Source organism: Pseudoalteromonas sp. SIMBA_162 (genome assembly GCF_046535955.1).
Taxonomy (GTDB): domain Bacteria; phylum Pseudomonadota; class Gammaproteobacteria; order Enterobacterales; family Alteromonadaceae; genus Pseudoalteromonas; species Pseudoalteromonas marina.
The window spans coordinates 170,762-191,971 of record NZ_JAWJBQ010000007.1; the positions used below are offsets into that span (position 1 = coordinate 170,762).

The window sequence follows — 21,210 nt, forward strand, 5'->3', positions numbered from 1 at the left end:
TCCTCTTTAAATTACAGACAAAAAAATACCTCAGACAAGGCTGAGGTATTATATAACATTTTTAATAATTAGCTTATTACTTAGTTAATAAATAATAATGCGCAAAATTATTTTATTTTGCTGGTGTATCACAATTGTGACTCAATAGCATTAGTTCACGCAATGCCACTGAGAACTTGGCAAAATCATGACTTTGCGACGTTTTAAATTCAGCCAGCATTTGCTTCCAACGAGTAAGTAATAATTCCTGGTTATCCATCCACTCATCAATTTGGTAATCAACGTCTTTTTCATCTGCTTCAAAGCTATTTAAAACAACCTGAGCCAATGTTCGTTGCTGCCAATCTAACTCTTCACGATAAGATGAACGGGCCAACGCTTGCCAATGGTTAGCAACAGGTTGGTTAGTTATTTGATCTAAGAACCAATGTAAGCCCATTCTTGCACCTAGCTTAAAGTAAGTATTAGACACCATAGCAATGCCTCTACGCGAATTATTAGCAATTTCTGCTAAGTCCATCACCGAGAACAAGCTAGATAATGAAACGATGCGCTTAGCTATATCTAATGGTACTCCACTATCTGTTAACTTAGTTGCAGCTTCATCTATGCGAGCACTTTCCTTTTCAACAATATAAGTGTTCAAGTTATCGCTCAAATCACTAAATGTTGGTGAGAAGTACTCAATACCTTGCTCAATCGTTTGTGATTTATTGCGATGACGCAAGAACCAACGAGTTGCTCTGCGAACAGTTCTACGAAGCTGATAAAGCATTTCTGTTTGTACAGCCGCTGGAATTTTATTATCTAAAGCGCTGATTGATGACCACGTATCACGCATTTCAAAAATTTCACTGGCAATTGAGTAACACATTGCAATTTCAGATTCGCTAGCACCTGTTTCTTCGTGCATGCGAACCATGAAATTTAAGCCCATGTCATTAACAATATTATTAGCAAGTTTGGTCGCTATAATTTCTTTACGAAGTGGGTGATTATTCATGGCATCATTAAATTTCTCACGAAGTGGGCGTGGGAATGATTTAACAAGTAATTGGCGATAATACGGGTTTTCTGTAATTTCATCCGTTACAAGCGAATCTTTTAACACCATTTTAGCGTATGAAACCAATACTGATAACTCAGGACGCGTTAGATCTTTGCCTGATGCTGCTCGCTCTGCTAACTCTTCATCACTTGGAATAAACTCTATAGCACGGTCTAATTTGCCATCTTTCTCAAGGGCATGAATAAAGCGAATTTTTTCCTTAAGTGTCGATGTACCACGAGATTGCGTGATTGAAATTGTATGTGTTTGACGATAACAGTCTTTCAATACCAGCTCTGACACTTCATCAGTCATAGAATAAAGCAGTTCATCACGTTGTTTAAGCGTTAAGTCACCTTCAGCAACTAACCCATTAAGTAAAATTTTAATGTTTACTTCATTATCTGAACAAGCAACGCCGCCAACGTTATCAATAAAGTCAGTATTTACGCGTCCGCCTTGTTCAGCAAATTCTATGCGTCCAAGTTGCGTAGCACCTAAGTTACCACCCTCACCTAGCACTTTAGCACCCAGTTCTTTACCATTTATACGTAGCGCGTCGTTTGCACGGTCGCCAACGTCAGCATCGGTCTCTTTTGTGTGCTTGATGTATGTACCAATACCACCATTCCAGAGCAAATCAAACTCCATCATTAATGATGCTTTCATTAACTCGTTAGGTGTCATGCTTGCTTTTTTTGTACCCAGCATTTTTTTCATTTCTGGGCTAAGGGTAATCGATTTTGCAGCACGAGAGAAAATACCACCGCCGGCTGAAATAAGGTCTTTGTTGTAGTCTTCCCACGAAGAACGAGGCATATTAAATAAACGTTCACGCTCTACATACGATTTTGAGGCATCAGGATTAGGGTCTACAAATATATGCATATGGTTAAATGCAACTTGTAAACGAATGTGCTTAGACAGCAACATGCCATTACCAAATACGTCTCCAGCCATATCTCCAATTGCAACTACTGTAAAATCAGTAGTTTGACAGTCAATATCCATCTCACGGAAGTGACGCTTAACAGACTCCCATGCACCTTTAGCGGTTATGCCCATTTTTTTATGGTCGTAACCTACAGAACCACCCGATGCAAAGGCATCACCAAGCCAAAAGTTGTACTCATTTGCAATACCGTTAGCTATATCAGAAAACGTTGCTGTTCCTTTATCAGCAGCCACTACTAAATACGCATCATCTTCATCATGACGAACAACATTACTTGCTGGCACTATTTCACCACGTGCAATATTGTCAGTGATATCTAATAAACCTCTAATGAAGATTTTATAACACTCTTGGCCTTCTTTAATAAAAGCATCGCGCTCTGATGGTAGCTGCTTACATACAAATCCACCTTTAGAGCCAACAGGTACAATTACAGTGTTTTTAACTTGTTGCGCTTTAACTAAGCCCAAAACTTCTGTTCGAAAATCTTCACGACGGTCTGACCAACGTAGTCCACCGCGAGCTACCTTACCAAAGCGTAAATGTACGCCTTCAACACGAGGCGAATAAACAAATATTTCAAAAGCAGGTAGCGGTAACGGTACGTCAGGAATCAAACTAGGTTGTATTTTAAATGATACGTAAGATTTAAACTGGTTCTGAGCGTCTTTTTGATAGTAGTTAGTGCGCAGCGTAGCCACAATCATATCTACGTATAAACGTATAATGCGGTCATCATCTAGATTGGCTACATTTTCAAGCTCAAGGTAAATTTGTGCTATTAACTTGTCCAGTGTTTTAGAACTCGCAGGGCTCTTAACAGAAAAACGTTTAGCAAATAAGTTAACGATTTGAGACGCAATATGTGGGTAGTTAGCAAACGTACTTTCAATATATGTTTGAGAAAAAGTAACACCAATTTGGCGCATGTATTTAGCATAAGCACGCAAAATAGAGGCTTCACGACCCGTTAAGCCGCCCATTAGCACTAAACGGTTAAAACCGTCATTTTCTAAACGGTTATTCCATACATTGGTTAAAGCCGCACGAAAACGAGCAGACACCTTATCAAAATCATCCATCCCTTTACTGTCAATCAGCATAGAGAAATCCATAATCCAGTTAATTCGGCCATCACTAGTTTTAACCGAGTAAGGTGTTTCACCTATTACACGTAAACCAAAGTTTTCTAGCATTGGCATTACATCTGATAAATGAATTGGCTCATCTTTATGAAATAAGCTCAAGCGCACAATATTAGTATTCGCCTCTTCTTGAGGGCGATAAAAAAGCATCTCAAGTTTATTTTCTTCACTTAATAGCTCTAGTTTTTCAATATCTACTACTGCGGCACTCGGTAGCACTTCATCTTTGTATGAACGGGCAAACGCGTTACAATATTTACGGTTTAAATCATTTCCACGCGCTTCACCTGCAGACTCTAAAAGCGCAGATTGTAGTTTGTCTTCCCAAGTACGTGCAGCTTCTATTAAATTATTTTCGATGTCTTTCACATTAAATTCGATATTGTTGTCAGTCACACGAACAGTGTAATGAGTACGTGCTAGTGTTGACTCGGAGAAGTAAGTGGTAAATTCGACTTTTTCGTCAGAATTAAATGCATTGCCTAAAATATCTTGAGTTTCCCTGCGCAGGGCTGTGTTGTAGCGCTCGCGAGGAACATAAACCATACAAGAGAAAAAACGACCATAGGCATCTTTTCGCACAAATAAGCGACACATATCACGCTCTTGCACTTGTAATACACCGGTTGCAACTTCAAGTAACTCATTTTCGCGTGCTTGTACTAACTCATCACGCGGGTAAGTTTCTAAAATATTTAATACCGCTTTGTAAGCGTGTGTGCCTTTTGCAAAATCACACATATCCATTATGCGAGTAATTTTGCTTTTTAAAACAGGAACATCAGCAGCACTATTATTATAAAAATTAGATGAAAATAAACCAATAAAACGGTCTTCACCAATAACATTCCCTTCATCATCAAAACGTTTTACACCAACATAATCGATATAAGCGGGACGATGAACACGAGACTGTGAATTAGTTTTAGTTAGGATCAATAAATTACTGCTGCGTGCTTCCTGGCGAGCCACCTCAGGTAACTCAGAAAGCAAGCGAGTATGCTCTTCAGTAGAGTTTTTTAACAACCCTAAACTTGTATCCATTTTACCTTTAAGCTGATAGTCCCCCTGAACAGGACTTAACTCGTATTCACGATAGCCCATAAGGGTGAAATTATCGCTAACTAGCCAATCTAAAAATTCAACGGTTTCTGCCACTTCACTTTTATTTTTACCGTGGCGGCGCTTGGGTAGCTCTTTACTTACTTCAATTAATTTTTTTCTTATTGGCTGCCAATCTTCAACAGCTACAGACACATCAACAAGTACGGATTCTAATTCTTTTTTGAAAGACTCAATGGCAGACGAATCTGTTTGGCGGTCAATTTCTATGAAAAAAACTGTTTTTGTAGATGTAGATTCTTGCTCTGCTTTTAAATTAGATAAACCAGAGATTTTAGCGTTGTCGTCGCGTTGAATTTTAAGTGGGCTATGAAGTAATAAGTGAGAGGCGATATTTTCACGAGTCATGGCCATACGAACAGAATCAACTAAAAACGGCATATCTTTAGCAATAATTTCTACGATGGTATGTGATGACTGCCAGCCATCTTTTGCCACTTCGGGGTTGAAAACGCGAATAACGGCGTCGTCAGTAGTATTTTTTTCTAGCGAATTCCAAAGGCTGAGTGCAGCACCGTATAAGTCACTGTCGTTTCGATTTGCCAAATCCTCTTTAGACATATTACTGTACAAGGCTTTGGCGAATTTCTCAACGAGTAACACATTATCAGCGTGAACTTTTTTCTGGATAAGCTTACAGACATTATCTAGGATAACCGAGGCTTGGCCTTCATTTCGTGTCATTGTATGTTCCTTAATCTATTACTGCTCAAGAGCAGGAATTTGTACAGCCATTTATTAGTGTGGAGTCAGATAAATTCTAACCCTTTTACAGCTAATAAACAGCTTTTTCGATGAAAACATTTCAAGCTTTTCAGCTATTTGGTCATCTATTCACAAATTATAGATATAAATGGCCAATAGTGGCCATTTAGGAGCAATATTATTCACATTATTTTTTCTGGTCGGTCCACAGAAGACTTCCAATTGCAGGTAATAACAGCACTGCACCTAACATATTCACTAAAAACATGAAGGTAAGAAGTATCCCCATATCAACTTGGAATTTCAAATCAGAAAAAATCCATGTGCTTACACCAATGGCAAGAGTAATACCGGTAAATAGTACCGCACTACCGCGTTCAATGAGTGCATTACGATAAGCAATCGACAATGGTACATTTTGTTTAAGCTGCCCCATCATCGACGAAAGTATATAAATACCGTAATCCACACCAATACCTACACCTAGGGCAATAACTGGTAGGGTTGATACTGTTAGGCCAATTTCTAGCTGTACCATTAACGCTTGCGCAAGCGTTGATACTATATAAAGCGGTAACACCACAGCAATAGTCGCTTTTACGCTTCTAAAACTCAGTAAGCATAATGCAATAACGGCACCGTATACATATAACATCATTGGTATTTGGGCCTCGGACACTGACTCGTTTGTAGCGGCCATTACGCCGACAGGACCAGACGCTAATTTAAAGGCAAGCTTTTCTGTCCCTTCTTCATTTGCAAACTGTTTTACGCTTGCAATAACGCGGTCGATAGTCTGCGCTTTATGATCATCTAAAAAGATAATGACAGGCATCACAGAACAATCACCGTTCAGTAAACCCGTGCTTGTTTCAACACGTGCAGTTGACTGCACTAATGAAGCCGAATTACGCGGCAAGCTCTGCCATTTTAAATTACCTTCGTTGTAACCCGCATTAACAGACTGAGCAACCGAACTTAAACTAACTGCAGATTGAACACCTGCAACATTTTCAACTTTGTATTGAAAACGGCTAATGCGCTCCATTACATCATATTCTGTACATGCTGCTGGGTAAGCTTCAACTATCACTTTTAAAATATCTGATGAAATAGTGTACCTGTCCGATATTAAAAAAGTATCCTGATTATAGCGAGCATCTTGATGAAGTGACGGAGCACCTGCATGCAAATCACCTATCCGCATTTTATCAGCTTGCCAGTAACCCAAAGCAAATAAAACAAGCGTAAAGCCAATAATGATTTTAGCTGCTTTAGGATCGGTTGCTTTTACCAAAAAATCCCTAATTTTATCAAGCATATTTGGCTTGTTAGCGTCACCTGATTGAATATGAATGCTATTTTCAAATTGCATGTATGAAGCCCAAACAGGCAATAAAATTAAGTTAGTAAATATAATAACCGCAACACCTAAGCTAGCAGTAATTGCAAGCTCACGGATAATACCTATATCAATCGTCAACAAAGTTAAAAAGCCAACAGTGTCTGATAAAAGAGCAATACCACCTGGAATTAAAAGCGCTCTAAAACTTGATTGACAGCAAACTCGCGTACTTTTCCCTTCGCTTACTTTTTTACCTATCGCGTTTATCATTTGTACGCCATGGCTCACACCAATAGCAAATACTAAAAATGGAACTAATATCGACATTGGATCAAGTCCAAAGCCAAGGCTTGAAAGCAACCCTAACTGCCATGCAACCGCAATGATCGAGCATGCAATGGGTAAGATTGTAAGCTTTAAGCTTCCACAGAACAGCCAAACCATAATAAATGTGAAGGCTATGGCAATTGCAAAAAATAACACAACGCCTTTAGCCCCTTCTGCAATATCACCAGCCATCTTTGCAAAACCGATAATATGAATACTCACTTTATCGGTACTCAGAGGCTCTCTTAACTCTGATTCGAGCTTTTCTGCAAAGGCTAACGTGTCTAACTTTTCTTGCGTTTGTGGGTCAGTTTCTAATAATTGCGCTGTTACCATTGCACACGAATAGTCGCTTGCAATCATACGACCAACAACTTTTGCTTTTTCTATATTTTCTTTAACAACGGCTAAGCCACGTTCGTTTGCCTTAAAGTTTGCAGGAATAATTGGGCCACCGGCAAAACCATCCTCAACCACTTCGACAAATCGGGCGCTAGGAGCAAATATAGAGTTTACGAGCGGTCTGTTTACACCGGGTATAAAATAAAGCTGATCATGAACAGCTTTTAACTGAGTAAAAAATTCTGGATTGAATATGTTACCACTGTCATCACACACTGAAATTAAAATACTATTCGCACCACCAAACTGCTTTTCATGCTTGGTATACACTTTCATGTATTCGTGATTTAAAGGGATATTTTTGTTAAACGAAGCATCTAGTTGAATGTGCGTGGCTTTGAAAATAAGCAAACAAGTAATAATTGCAAAACTTATAAGCACAACTAAGCGATGTCTAAAAATCGCTTTTTCTATAAAATCTAAAATAGTATGCATTAAGGGGTCAACTCCTTCACTTTAATGCCATCTTCAGTAGCCATTACCAATTTATTATTTTTAATCACACCATCAAGTATCGCTTTACCATCAGCAAGTTGCTCATGAGTTAATAAACCATCCTGTAAGTGAAAAATCACCCCGCTATTTGCTAGCATTAACCACTGTTTGTTATTGTAATTAATAATGCTGTTTACAGTAGCAGCTTTAGTACTTTCAAGGTGAAGCCACTCTTCTTCATCACGCTGCTTGCTGAATACATTACCTCTAAGCCCTGCGACTACTTCTTGAGAATTATCTGAATTAAAAGCGAAGAAAGAACCTGGGTATATTTCTTCAAGACGCAGCCAAGTTTTACCGTTATCTGTGCTTCTCGCTAGTAAGCCCATCTCACCAACAAGCATTAAGCCTTCAGAAGTTTGTTCAATTCGATTAAAATGTGGCAGGATTGATGCTGTTTCGGCCTCGTATCCTTCAGGATCATTGTCTTTTAAGTCGTTTAAATAATCTCTGTCTTCACTGAACAATAGAGAATCTAAAAATCGTTTTTCCCATTGTTTACCACCATCAGTAGTATGGTAAAACATGCCATACGCACCCACGGCAAAGCCTTCTAATTTATCTTTAAATAATATATCTAAACACGGCTTATCTAAAGAAGGCTTAGCCTGTTGTAATTGCCAATTATTACCACCATCAACAGTATTAATAATTGTGGCATCGTGCCCACATGCCCAACCGTTGTTTTCATCACTAAAATCAACAGCGGTTAATAACACTTGCGTAGGCACTAATTCTGCTTGTTGCCACATTTCACCATTTGTACTTTTTATAACTGTGCCATGTTTACCTACAGCAACTAATTCATTGCCTGTATTGATAATGTCAGTTAATAGTGTTTTTTGTGCATTAGGCGCACTAATTGCGTTTTTTGGTGTATCTTGAGCAAAACTCGCACCGCTTATAATCAGGCTGGCACATACCAAATACTTCATAAATTTTAATCGCCTTGAACTGAAAGGAGTGTTTGTCTTTGTAAACGAGGAAAGTTTTTGCGTTGAAAGACAAACGCGATGAGAAAGGAAAAAGGCACCTAACTTAAAATTAGGTGCCTAGTTTTAATTTATCTACCTGCGCGACGTAAGGCGCTAGATGTAAATTCATTATCATTAAATGATTTTGAAAAATCGTACATTTTTTCTTGGTTATCTAAACCAATTGCTAAATAACGACGTGAATTCAAATCATGATAAACTTCTAACGTACTCCACTGAGTGGGTACTTCGTAGTAGTTAAGACCGTAAGCCATTGCTACACGGTAAAGCTGATCACGGTTATCGTAAATGTCTGTTACCGTTACTTGCCAGCTATCTTCATCTATATAAAACACACGTTTTTTATAAATGTGACGCGTATCATCTTTAAGGTTAGCCTCTACTACCCAAACACGGTGCTTTTCATAACGAGTATGCTCAGGATTGATGTGGCCAGGCTTTAAAATGTCATCATACTCTAGCTTGTCACTGTGAAGCTTGTAGCTATTATATGGAACATAAAGCTCTTGCTTACCTTTAAGCGTCCAGTTGTAACGGTTTGGTGAGCCATTGAACATATCAAAGTCATCAGTAGTACGTAAGCTATCTGCTGCAGTACCCGGTGCGTCATAAGCAACGTTTGGTGCACGGCGAACACGACGCTGACCAGAATTATATGTCCATGCTTGGCGTGGCGTTAATATTTGGTCCATTGTTTCATGTACTAGTAATGCAGTACCCGCAAGTCGTGCCGGTTGAGTAACACTCTGTTTAAACTTAAACAATATGTTTGAGTCTTGCAGCTCGGCAGGTGTAGCACTTGGATCAGAATATTTAACAAGTAGCTGTTCATCAAAACCAACATAGTTGTAAGAACCTGATGCTGTAGGTGCAGCTTGTCCACCAAAACGTTCGATTGACTCACCTCTAAAACGTAATAAATGGTTCCAGATTGCTTCTAAACCTGTTTTAGGGATAGGGAATGGTATACCAATAGCCGTATTTTTAATTCCGTTTCCGCCTTCAATCAATTCGGCAGTAGGCGAAAACTCTTTGGTTGCATCATAAACAAACTGAGGATATGAGGCCGAACGGCGTGTCTCATACACTGGCATTTTGAATGTGTCTGGATACGCTTCAAACAAAGCAATTTGGCCTGGGCTCAAGTTAGCTTTATATTTATCGATGTTTGATTTATCAATAGTGAAAAGCACTTTATCACTTGAAAAAGGGTCTAGGTGATGCATGCCAACTTCGTATCCTGCAGGAGCTGCAGTAATACCATTGTTCCATGCTGGAATTGAGCCGTCAGCGTTACCTGCTTTTTCGGCACCCATTGGCGTTAAATCTTGACCTAAACGCGCTACTTCTTCAGCTGATAGTTTTGCTAAAGTAGCATTACTTGCAAACAAGCTAGCAAAAGCTGCTGCAATGAGGGTAGGTTTTTTAAGCATAATAATGTTACCCCTAAATAGAATATTTTAAATTGAAAGAAACGTAATCGCGGTCTGAGAAGGTGTTTACACCACCACCGCCCCAAAATGAGTTGTAGCTCACGTCAAGTGACCACGCATTTTGGTAGTTAAAGTTCATAGTAGCACCTAATGACTTACGATCTTCAATGAACAAGAACATCGGATCAGGTGTGTTACCATTTACGTCATGTGAAAATACAAAGCGAGGTGAAAAGTTAATACCGTTGTAAAGGTTAAAATAGTCACCCTTAGCAATTAGTCGGTAACCCCACGATGAACCCGTTGCAAACGACTTTTCTTCAGGACCATTTGAAAGACCTAAATGCAACGTTGAGTAATCTGTTGTACCTGGGCCAGTGATAACACCACTTCGACCAGTACCTGACACATTTAAACGCATTTCATCGTAATCTGGCATATCGTGAATTTTAACGGCGCCCACTTCACCTACCACAGCCCAACTGTCCGCTCCTAATGACGGGCCAAATAAATGCGTTGCAGTAAACTGAATTTGTGAGGTATCACGTTCAATATAACCTTTTGCAACTTCTCCTGGACCTACAGAACTGATTGCATCACCAATACTCATTTGCGAAATACCGGCAAAATCAGGACGAATACCAGCAACAGCTAGCTGTTCAGGCATTGCTGTGTAAAGTAATTCTACATCATCAATTTGCAGAGGCTCGTCTTGTCTAAAAGCAAATTCACCTGCAAACGCAGTCTCGCCAATAGTCGTATTAAAGCTCACACCATAAAGTTTTATATCTTCAGGGTATTCATTCTCAGCTTTAGAAAATGCAACTAAGTCAGCAACATTATCATCAGTGATTTCTGTTGTAGAAAGCATTGCTAAATCTTGTGCAATGGCAGCTTGAGAAAAATTAGATACACGCCCTGAAATAAGAGGACGACGGCTGTGGTAATTTACGTGGTAAAGCGCAATTTCAGTGTCATTCCACTCGGGTAAAAATATGCCTAATCGTAAACCATATTGACCACCATCATCTGGTTCAGTTTTACCGTTACTACCTTTACCTTTAAGTGCAACCTTGGTTGGGTGCGCTAGGTACATATTAGCTAGTAGAGCTTGGCCTTCTGCACTTGTAGGGTCAATACCCTGAGCCGCAGCTACTTGAGCATAGGTTGCAGTTAAGTTATTTAAACTTTCAGTTAAAAATGCAACATCTATATCAGGGTTAGACGTAAAGCCTAGCTGAACGTTTTGTTGGTAACCATTTTCTGCTGCAAAGTCATTGGTAGAAAAATAAGTACCTGCAGCTGGCAAGCGAGTCTCATGCCATTGGTACTGATAAAAACCTTCTAGGGTGATGTTATCAGTAATACCCAATGATGCCCAAAGCATACCAACAGGAATAAATGCTTCTTTAAGCTCTGCGCCTGGCGCTTTCAATCTATCGATATCTACAGGGTTAACATTTATACCATGAGATATAAGCGTGCTTTCACCCCAGTTAACAACTTGTTGACCAAGACGAACTGAAAGTGGGTTTTTGCCGTCGTTTAAATCAAAGTCAGCCCACACAAACGCATCTAATAAGCGAATATCTGCACAGCTTTGTTCTTTTGTATCTTCATCATCACAAGGGTCTACGCTTTGACCTGATGTAGGGTTTGCATAGGCAAAGTCACCATCCATCAAAGCAAAGTCATAAAAGTACATAAAACGAGTAAATAGACCGTAGTTATCTTTGTTTATTGAAAGGTCATGTGTTCCCTTTAACAGTTTGGAAAATGAATCACCGCTGTCAAAGTTAAGATTACCTGCGTCACCATTATTTGAATACGATCCAGGCTGTGCCCAAACATCTTGTGAAGAATAAATAGTATTTAAGGCTGGGTTGTAACCAGTCCAATCAAAAGCAGGGTTATTACTTTTACCTATTAAGCTAAAGTCTCTATCTTCTACACGAATACTTTGGCCGTAAGAAAAAGTTGAATCGAAGGTTATATCAAACCCTCCGGCGTCGAATGTTACAGCCTGTGAACTTGCTGTAGTTAAAGCTAAACTAGCGGCTGCTAAACCTATAGCGATTTTGTTTTTAACAAAAAGCGATCTTCTTATCATTGTGGTTCCCCCCTGTCGCGGGTCATATTGTGTGATCAAGTTATTGTTTTTAGTGTAATCGTAACGATAGAAGCGAATTGTATAAATTACAAATAGTCGCATTCAATCTGTCATATATATAGTGTGTCAGCTGACGTTTACGTATTGGTAAGACGTCATACCAGATAATTTATACACGTTATTTAACAATAGAACAAATTGAAATTAACAAAAAGACAATATTTTTATGGTTTTATAACATAAAAATAGCGCTCTAAGCCACTCGTTCAATACGAATAAATTTATTTTCAGGGGTGAGTAACATTCTAAAACGCCCTCTGACACCTAAACTTGTAACAAACGGTCTTAAATGATCGGCAGAAAACCGAATTGACTTCCCACCCTCTTCAACCACTTGCACAGAACTATATCGACCGTGGTAGTAATCCATACAGTCGTTATAGCTCAATCTTAAATTAAAGTAATATTCAAGCATTTAATTAAGCGCTTTTTCAACCTTCTCGAATAAGTCGTCACTTAGTCCATCTAAATTAGATAAACGTTCTAATTGCGTTCTCATAAGTGCTGAACGTGTTTTATCATAACGTTTCCAAGACATAAACGGTGTTAGCATTCTTGACGCATTTTGTGGATTTATTGCATTCAGCTTAACAAGTAAATCACCAAGCAATTCATATCCTTGCCCGTCAGCACGTTGAAATTGCTGAGTGTTAAAGTAGCTAAAACTCCCCACTAAAGCACGGACTCTATTGGGATTGGAAAAATCAAAACTTGGGTGCTCGTATAATGACTTAATATTAATAATAGCATCTTCACCTGTTTGCATTGCTTGAAGCGCAAACCACTTATCCATAACAAGTACATCATGTCGCCATTGACTATCAAAGTGCGACAATAAATCATCACAAAGCGGATGAGAGGCTTTTACCACAGCGCTAAGTGCACCCAATACATTGGTCATATTTGACGAGCTAGCAGCTAACTTAATAAATTTATCTGTTTGTTTGCTCGGCACCTTTGCAAGATAATGCAGGCAAATTTGCTGTAGTGAGCGCACAGCAACCGCTTCGGCGCTTATGCTGCCATCGTCATGTAATGAACCAAAACATGCAATAAGCTCATCATTAAGGCTTGTGGCAATTTGTATTTCGAACTGTGCTACAACATGAATAATTTCATCAACAGGAATAATTTCAAATTCTGCGGCTAAAGTGTCAAAGCTAGGTAATTTTAATAACTCTGCAATTAACGCTAAATCGCCTTGTTTTGAAACAATTAAAACACGCAAGGCTTCAATTATCTCGTCACTTAATTGAAATTGTGTATCTGAGTTAATTGCTGCTTTTACCGCTTTTATAAACAATTGTTGCTGTGCATCCCAACGTGAAAAATCACTTCGTGCAAAACGCATAATATGCAAAAGCTCAAGCTCAGTTGTTTGTTGAGTTAGAATACACGGAGCAGAAAAGTCTTCTAACAACACGGCAACAGGTTTACAAGTCACATTCTCAAAAGTATAACTCTGCTTTTTATCGGTAACATCAAGCACATTACTAACTTTTAAACCTTTGTACAGTAATTCGATACTATTGCCAGATTCGTCCAACAACTCAATAGCAAACGGGATGTGCAACGGTTTGTTATCGGGCTGATTAATCGGTGCTTTTTGCTCTATGGTTAGTGTGTAGGTGTTTGAGGCACTGTCGTAATGCTCTATAACATTCAAACGAGGTGTGCCCGCCTGACTATACCAACGCTTGAACTGCCCTAAATTAACACCCGATGCGTCACTCATAGCACTGACAAAGTCGTCACACGTAACTGCTTGGCCGTCATGACGTTTAAAGTAAAGCGCCATCCCTTTTTGAAAGTTAACCTCACCAAGCAAGGTGTGCATCATTCTTATTACTTCAGCACCCTTGTCGTATACTGTTACGGTATAAAAGTTATTCATTTCAATAACTTTTTCCGGTCGAATAGGATGTGCCATAGGCCCTGCGTCTTCACTGAACTGATGCGTACGCATCACCTTAACAGCATCAATGCGGTTGAGTGCACGCGATCCAAGGTCACTACTAAATTCTTGGTCTCTAAATACAGTGAGTCCCTCTTTAAGTGATAACTGAAACCAATCTCTGCACGTAACACGATTACCAGTCCAATTGTGAAAGTATTCATGACCTACTATAGACTCAATAGTATGGTAATCTTTATCCGTTGCTGTTTCTTGATTGGCCAAAACACATTTACTGTTAAATATATTTAAGCCTTTGTTTTCCATTGCACCCATATTAAAGAAATCTACGGCTACAATCATGTATATATCAAGGTCATATTCTAAATTAAAACGCTCTTCATCCCATTGCATAGATTTTTTAAGGGATTGCATCGCATGCGGTGTTTTAGGCAAATTACCCTTATCTACAAATAATGCTAAATCAATTTTTCGGCCACTTTTAGTTGTATAGGTATCGTTTAATACATCAAAATCACCAGCAACTAATGCAAATAAATAGCTTGGTTTTTTAAATGGGTCTTGCCATTTAGAAAAATGACGGCCGTCAGGTGTCTCACCTTTGTCAATTTGGTTACCATTAGATAATAAATGCGTATAACTTGAATCAGCAATAATAGTCACATCAAACGTAGACAACACATCAGGACGATCCATGTAATATGTTATCTTTCTGAAGCCCTGCGCCTCACACTGTGTACAATACGCTCCACCAGATAAGTAAAGACCTTCTAAAGATGTATTTGTCTCAGGAGATATCTCAGTCACAATACGTAATTTACAACGCTCTGGTAAGTTATTAATAATTAGCTGCTCATCAACAACGCTATAATCTGTTATCTCAATCGCATCTATCGATAAGGACGTTAAACGTAAATTTATGCCATCTAGAATCAGAGGTGATTGATTATCACCAACACGCGTTAACGTCAGTACGCTTGTTACCGTTGTAGTTTTAGGCTGAAGATCAAACGTTAAGTCTGTGTGGTCTATTAAAAAATTTGGTGCTTTATAGTCTTTGAGATATTGAGCTTGGGGCGTTTTTGAGTCGGTCATAATTACTCCAAAAAAAGCGCCTCTATATGAAGAGGCGCTACTAAATTTAGGCTGATTGTTTCGGCTTAATACGTAAAATCTTAATACCGAGATACGCATATATAACAGCTAAAACGGGATTAATTAAGTTAAAGAAAGCGTAAAGTGCGTAATCGAAAGGGTTTATTAAAAGTACACTTTGCATGTAAGCACCACATGTATTCCAAGGAATAAGTGGACTGGTAATCGTACCGCCATCTTCTAAGGTGCGAGATAAATTAACCGGCTTTAAACCGCGCTTTTTATATTCATCTTTAAACATACGTCCAGGAACCACAATAGCAATATATTGATCGGCTGCAATGAGATTAGTACCAATACACGTTGCAATGGTAGAGGCAATTAAAGAGCCAGTACTTTTCGCTATTTTTAAAATACTTTTTACGAAAATGTCTAACAAGCCTGTTTTTTCCATAATAGCGCCAAACATAAGCGCAGTCATAATTAACCACGTCGTTGTTAACATTCCCGCCATACCACCACCGCTAAGTAGTGAGTCCATTTTGTCATCACCGGTATCGATGCTAAAACCGTCAAAAAATGTCGTCCATACTAATTTGAAATACCCAACCACTTCGCCTTGAGAAGTATCAATTTGAGAACCAATTAAGTCAGACTGAAATAGCATAGCCCAAACAGCACCAACCACAGCACCAATAGAAATAGCAGGAAAAGCAGGCATTTTTTTAATTGCTAGCACTAAAAGCACAATTAAAGGAATGAGCATCTCAAAACCAATATTGAAGTTTTGCTCCAAAATTAGCGTAATTTCGTCTAAACGCCCAGCCTCATTTGAAGCCGTTGCGTTAAAGCCCATAAATATAAATATAATAAGCGCAATCACAAAGCTAGGAACTGTTGTCCATAGCATATGCTGAATATGTTCAAATAAGTCAGAGCCAACCACTGCGGGCGCTAAGTTAGTTGTTTCAGAGAGTGGGCTTAGTTTGTCACCAAAATACGCACCAGATATAACAGCACCAGCTGTAACTGTCTGATCTAAACCAAGACCCGTAGCAACACCTAATAAAGCAACACCAATTGTAGCTGCAGTAGTCCACGAGCTACCAATGCTCATAGCCACAATGCCACAAATTAAACAACTTGCAGCATAAAACCAACTAGGGTTAATTACTTGCAGGCCATAATATATTAGCGTTGGTACTGTGCCTGATAACAACCAAGTACCTATCAAAGCACCTACCATTAATAAGATTAATATAGCGCCAAGAGAGAGCGTTATACCCTCAATCATAGCTTGCTCAAGCTTTTTCCACGTGTAGCCGTTTTTTAGGCCAATTAGAGCAGCTGCGAAGGTTGCAAATAAAAGTGCAATTTGGTTTGGTCCAGATGACGAGTTGTCACCAAATAAGTAAACCGCAGCCCCTAACAAACAAATTAAAACTGAAATAGGAATTAATGCATCAAGAAATGAGGCGGGTTTTACTGGTTTATCATCCAATGGGTTCAAAGTTGAGACTCCTACACACATACAGCGTGTTTAATTATTATTTTTAGCACTTAGTGCGTATTAACTGAGCATTTCTAAGCCGGCTCAATTTTTAATAGTTAGAGATTATAACAATTTAGGCTGTGATAGGTAGCAAAAAAGGCGCACGAGCGCCTTTTTTGTAGTGGTAAAACCAGTTTTTACTTTTTGGCGATGCGACCAAAGTTAATGTAGTCCTGAGTAATTAAGGCCGCTTCTTCAAGGAACGGGTCAAGCTCATCAATTACATCTGGTACATCATCTAGGTTTTCAACCGGATCTTTACCTAATCGTTTCAAGCGCTCATTTGTACGAACTAATGCACGCGCTTCACCTTCTTCTTTTTCTTTAATACGCGTGGCTTCAACTAAAGAAATCGTTTTACGATCTTTTTCTTCGTTGTACAACGCTATATCATCAAACACGTAGCCGAACTCAGGTTCAGATTTAATACGATCTTTATGCTGCTTTTCTAGGTAAGGAATAACTGGAGTTAAATTTCCTAACTTTTTATATTTTGCTTTAACAATGCTATCCCAAGGAAGTGCATTATCTTGTTTACTTTCACCCCACTCGGCAGGATCTATAGCCGATGGAAATGAAATGTCAGGAATAACACCTTTGTGCTGAGTACTGCCGCCATTAATACGGTAAAATTTAGCTATGGTGTATTGCACGCTACCTAATGGGTTATCGTAAAGATCATACGCTCTTGCAAGACCTTTATGTTGCTGCACAGTGCCTTTACCAAATGTTTGTTCGCCAATAATAACAGCGCGACCATAATCTTGCATTGCAGCGGCAAAAATCTCAGATGCAGACGCACTGTAACGATCAACTAAAACCGTTAATGGCCCGTCGTAATAAGTAACTCCATCACGATCTCTTTGCTCTTCAATTCGGTTATTTAGAGTATGTATTTGTACAACAGGACCTTGATCGAAAAATAAGCCAGAAAGCTGGGTCGCTTCGTATAACGAACCACCACCATTTTGACGTAAGTCGATAATAATACCGTCTACTTTAGCCTCTTTTAATTTAGCTAACTCAACTTTTACGTCTTTAGACAAATTATTGTAAAAACCTGGGATTTCAATAACCCCAATCTTGCTTGATAAATCAGAATATTTAGCTTCGAACACTTCTGACTTTGCAGCTCTGTCTTCAAGACGGATTTTGTCACGAGTAATTTCGACCACTTTAGGTGTGCCATGAGCATCTGCACCTTTCAAATATTGCAAACGTACTTTCGTACCTTTAGGGCCTTTTATTAAATCTACAACATCATCTAAACGCCAGCCAATCACATCGGTAAAATCTTCACCGTCTTGTGCTACGCCAATAATACGGTCATCTGCTTTAATTTGTTCGGTTTTGTCTGCGGGACCGCCTGGTACAAGACTACGAATTACGGTGTAATCTTCGTCAGGAGTTAGTACAGCACCAATGCCTTCAAGTTCTAAGTCCATATCCATTTTAAATTGTTCAGCACGTCTTGGTGATAAGTAAGACGTATGCGCCTCAATCGTGCGAGCTAAAGAATTTAAAACAATTTGAAATGCATCTTCTGAGTTAGATTGAACTAGACGCTTTTCAGCGTTTTTGTATCGCTTGGTAAGAACCTCTTTGATTCCTTCCCAATCTTTACCAGTCATTTTTAATCGCAGTGCATCGTACTTAACACGCTCTCGCCAGATCTCGTCTAGCTCTGCTTGCGATGTTGGCCACGTTGCATCTTCACGATCAAAAAAGTATTCATCTTGTTTTTCGAACGTCATTTCATTTTCTAATAAAGAAAGTGAATATTCGTAACGTTCAAAACGGCGCTTTAGGCTTAAATTAAAAATATCAAACGTGAAGCCTAGCTTGCCGGTAGTTAAAGCGTTGTCAAAGCTATCGCGATATTGCTCAAAGGATGCAATATCACTGGCTAAAAAAACGCTTTTATTAAAATCAAGGGATTCGATGTAACGATCGTACACTTTACTAGAAAGTTCATCGTTAAATCGAACCGGGATATAGTGTGAACGAGTAAATAAGCTTGCCACGCGCTTACTGGCAGTGCCATGTTGACTTTCTTGCTTGAGTAGAGGTAAATCATCAATGGTGACAGGCTCTACAGAAGCAAATAATGAACCTGAAAACAGGGCTGCAACTACCGGAATGAGCGTAAACTTTTTACTCATACAAACTCCTTAATTTATGTACAACTTAAACAGTGTATAAGCTGTCTGCTTTGGTTTTAACTTGCATACCAGTCACTAATTCAACATGAACGTCGTCTTTATTTACTTCAGTGATTACTGCATTTACAAGTGCTTGGCCTAGTTTAACTTTAACCTTGTTATTAACCTTGACCTCTGTTGCTGGTAAAGGTTCAATTTTACCTGAACGTTTAGCGGGTGCAGATTTAGTTGCTTTGCTAGCTGACGCATTTTTATCAGCGCCCTTGTTTGCATGTGCAGGCTTCTTCTTAAAGTTTTTAGAATCTGAGTCTTGACGTGGACGCTGTTGTTTTTTGCGCTTCGCCATTTTTGCACGGCTTTCTTCTAGTGCTTTTTGAGCATGATCAATGTGCTCTTGCTCAACTTTTTCACCTTCATTGCCATCAAGGTCAATACGAAACTCCGACTTTGTCACAGCTTCTAAATAACGCCAGTTAGACGTGTATTTTCTTAGTGCTTGACGAACTTGAGTCTTGCTTACTTTTTCAGACCCTTCAATACGCTCAGCAATATCTTTAAAAATACCGACTTTAAGCGGTTTGATACCGTCTTTTTGTTTAAAACATTGTGGAAATTCTTGGTACAAGAACTCCAATACTTCATTAATATCTTTTAGCTTGTTTGTGGTTTCCATTTTAGAACCTATTTTTCACATCTTTTCATCAAGGGACGAATCAACATAGTGTATTACCCAGTCGACCAGTTCTTCGAAATCGGCTTCAAGTACAGCCATATCACCTCGAAGGTGTTCCCAAATACCATTTATTATTTCATCGATTGATTCACAATCTAAATCATCTGGGAGTTTGTCCCAAGCAATGTGAATCAAATCATTGAGCGTTTCCGCTACATGTTCTTCTTCGCCTTCCCAGTCGCCTACATCTTGTAAAGCAAATAGGTAGTCTTGAACATTTAGCAAATCTTTCATTACAAGCTAGCCTCAAAGCATTTAACCAATGCTTCTAATCCCGCTTTGTCATCAGTGTCAAATCTAGAAATACTAGGACTATCAATATCTAGCACTGCAAATATTTTACCATGTTTCATGATAGGTACAACAATCTCAGAGTTCGATGCTGCATCACAGGCAATATGCCCATCGAAGGCATGAACATCTTCAATTAGTTGTGTTTGCAACGTAGCTGCAGCCGTTCCACATACACCCTTTCCAACTGGAATACGGATACATGCTGGGTTACCCTGAAATGGGCCTAGCACTAATTCTGACGGCGAATCAATAAAGTAAAAGCCCGCCCAATTTACATCCTCTAAAGAGGTAAATAACAGCGCGCTTATATTTGCCATATTAGCAATTACATTCGACTCACCGGCAATCAGCGATTCAGTTTGTTTAACTAATGACTGGTAAAAATCGTGCTTTTGCATACCAAACTACTTCTTATTAAACATACAGTAGCTAAAGGTACTCTTTGTGATGAAAAATTGGAACCTTTTGCAGGTAAAAAAAAGGAATTTCCGTAGTTTAAAAGCGTCCTTGGTTAATAAAGACGCGATTATGATTTTGAAGTTTTACGAAGACCAAATAAAAACAGCCCTGCCGCTATTGCTGACATAACACTATTTATTAAAAATATTTCGCCTGTGGAGGCACTTAAAAGAAAGCTAAAAATAGCACCACCAAGTAAACCAAGCGTTAAAACACCGGAATAGTTTACTTTTGAATATTTAAACATTAATAAATAGCCTGGGACAACAAATGCAGCCATTGTTAAGCCAACAATATGCGCATTAGATATGGCTGTCATCAATAATGAAAAAAATATAGAGACAAATTCACCTTGTAGCGTTATTGAATAATAAATACCTAATAGGCTACCCACAATCACAGGAGAAAGTAATGAAAGCGCAACGCTTTTTGCTAATTGGTGTTTCATTTAATAGTCCTTAACAACACACTTAAACTCTATTTATAAGCATGCACCAAGAACCCAAAGTTAGAAACAGAGACTATGGTCGTAAATTACGAACAAAAATAAAACACATTAAACTACAAACGACCTACCGTTTTCGGCTAATAATTTTAATAAAGGTAAAGTTATTGCTTTTGAGTAGCAAGACAGGTGATTCATTTTCAGATGTTAAACAGGAGAGTTATTTGATGTCTTCAGCTTCATGCTTAATTTTAAAATTGATCAAACATAAATGCCAATTGCAATTGATAGTCAAATTCAAAAAACAAAAAAGCCCGCTGTTTAGCGGGCTTTAATATAATGGTGGAGAGATAGGGATTTGAACCCTAGATAGGCTACAAACCTATGCCGGTTTTCAAGACCGGTGCATTCGA

At 38.8% G+C, this 21,210-nt stretch carries 13 protein-coding genes; all 13 read right to left on the reverse strand.

All coding sequences use genetic code 11. The features are described from left to right. Window positions 1-112 precede the first annotated feature (112 nt). Complete coding sequence (locus tag R0J88_RS07625; protein ID WP_410899585.1) at window positions 113-4,954, reverse strand: NAD-glutamate dehydrogenase; 4,842 nt, start codon at window positions 4,952-4,954, stop codon at window positions 113-115. Between the two features lie 208 nt (window positions 4,955-5,162). Then, window positions 5,163-7,484, reverse strand: a complete 2,322-nt coding sequence (locus R0J88_RS07630; RefSeq protein ID WP_410899586.1) for an efflux RND transporter permease subunit — start codon at window positions 7,482-7,484, stop codon at window positions 5,163-5,165. Continuing rightward, window positions 7,484-8,479, reverse strand: a complete 996-nt coding sequence (locus tag R0J88_RS07635; RefSeq protein ID WP_006792814.1) for a WD40/YVTN/BNR-like repeat-containing protein — start codon at window positions 8,477-8,479, stop codon at window positions 7,484-7,486. Before R0J88_RS07635 ends, R0J88_RS07630 begins: the two co-directional genes overlap by 1 nt. Before the next feature lie 128 nt (window positions 8,480-8,607). Continuing rightward, window positions 8,608-9,972 carry a DUF1329 domain-containing protein gene (locus tag R0J88_RS07640; protein WP_410899587.1) on the reverse strand — a complete coding sequence of 455 codons (1,365 nt, stop codon included), beginning with the start codon at window positions 9,970-9,972 and terminating at the stop codon, window positions 8,608-8,610. 13 nt (window positions 9,973-9,985) lie between these two features. After that, window positions 9,986-12,082 (reverse strand): DUF1302 domain-containing protein, encoded by a 2,097-nt coding sequence (locus R0J88_RS07645; RefSeq protein WP_058428826.1) that lies wholly within the window; start codon window positions 12,080-12,082, stop codon window positions 9,986-9,988. A 253-nt stretch (window positions 12,083-12,335) separates the two neighbouring features. Next, a complete protein-coding gene (locus R0J88_RS07650; RefSeq protein WP_008127316.1) occupies window positions 12,336-12,557 on the reverse strand; it encodes a DUF2835 domain-containing protein in 222 nt (73 codons plus the stop codon). After that, on the reverse strand, window positions 12,558-15,152 hold the full coding sequence (gene pepN / locus R0J88_RS07655; protein WP_410899588.1) for an aminopeptidase N: 2,595 nt from the start codon (window positions 15,150-15,152) through the stop codon (window positions 12,558-12,560). It lies immediately after the preceding gene. A gap of 46 nt (window positions 15,153-15,198) precedes the next feature. Further along, entirely contained in the window at window positions 15,199-16,662 is a 1,464-nt protein-coding gene (nhaC, locus tag R0J88_RS07660; RefSeq protein ID WP_006792819.1) for a Na+/H+ antiporter NhaC, read from the reverse strand. 179 nt (window positions 16,663-16,841) lie between these two features. Continuing rightward, on the reverse strand, window positions 16,842-18,866 hold the full coding sequence (gene prc, locus R0J88_RS07665; protein WP_410899589.1) for a carboxy terminal-processing peptidase: 2,025 nt from the start codon (window positions 18,864-18,866) through the stop codon (window positions 16,842-16,844). 25 nt (window positions 18,867-18,891) lie between these two features. Continuing rightward, a complete protein-coding gene (proQ, locus tag R0J88_RS07670) occupies window positions 18,892-19,539 on the reverse strand; it encodes an RNA chaperone ProQ (RefSeq protein ID WP_006792821.1) in 648 nt (215 codons plus the stop codon). Window positions 19,540-19,554: 15 nt separating this feature from the next. Beyond that, window positions 19,555-19,833 (reverse strand): hypothetical protein, encoded by a 279-nt coding sequence (locus R0J88_RS07675; protein ID WP_058405538.1) that lies wholly within the window; start codon window positions 19,831-19,833, stop codon window positions 19,555-19,557. Further along, entirely contained in the window at window positions 19,833-20,291 is a 459-nt protein-coding gene (locus tag R0J88_RS07680) for a GAF domain-containing protein (protein ID WP_006792823.1), read from the reverse strand. The genes R0J88_RS07675 and R0J88_RS07680 overlap by 1 nt, the downstream gene beginning before the upstream one ends. A 128-nt stretch (window positions 20,292-20,419) precedes the next feature. Beyond that, complete coding sequence (locus R0J88_RS07685; RefSeq protein WP_008127308.1) at window positions 20,420-20,800, reverse strand: hypothetical protein; 381 nt, start codon at window positions 20,798-20,800, stop codon at window positions 20,420-20,422. Window positions 20,801-21,210 lie beyond the last annotated feature (410 nt).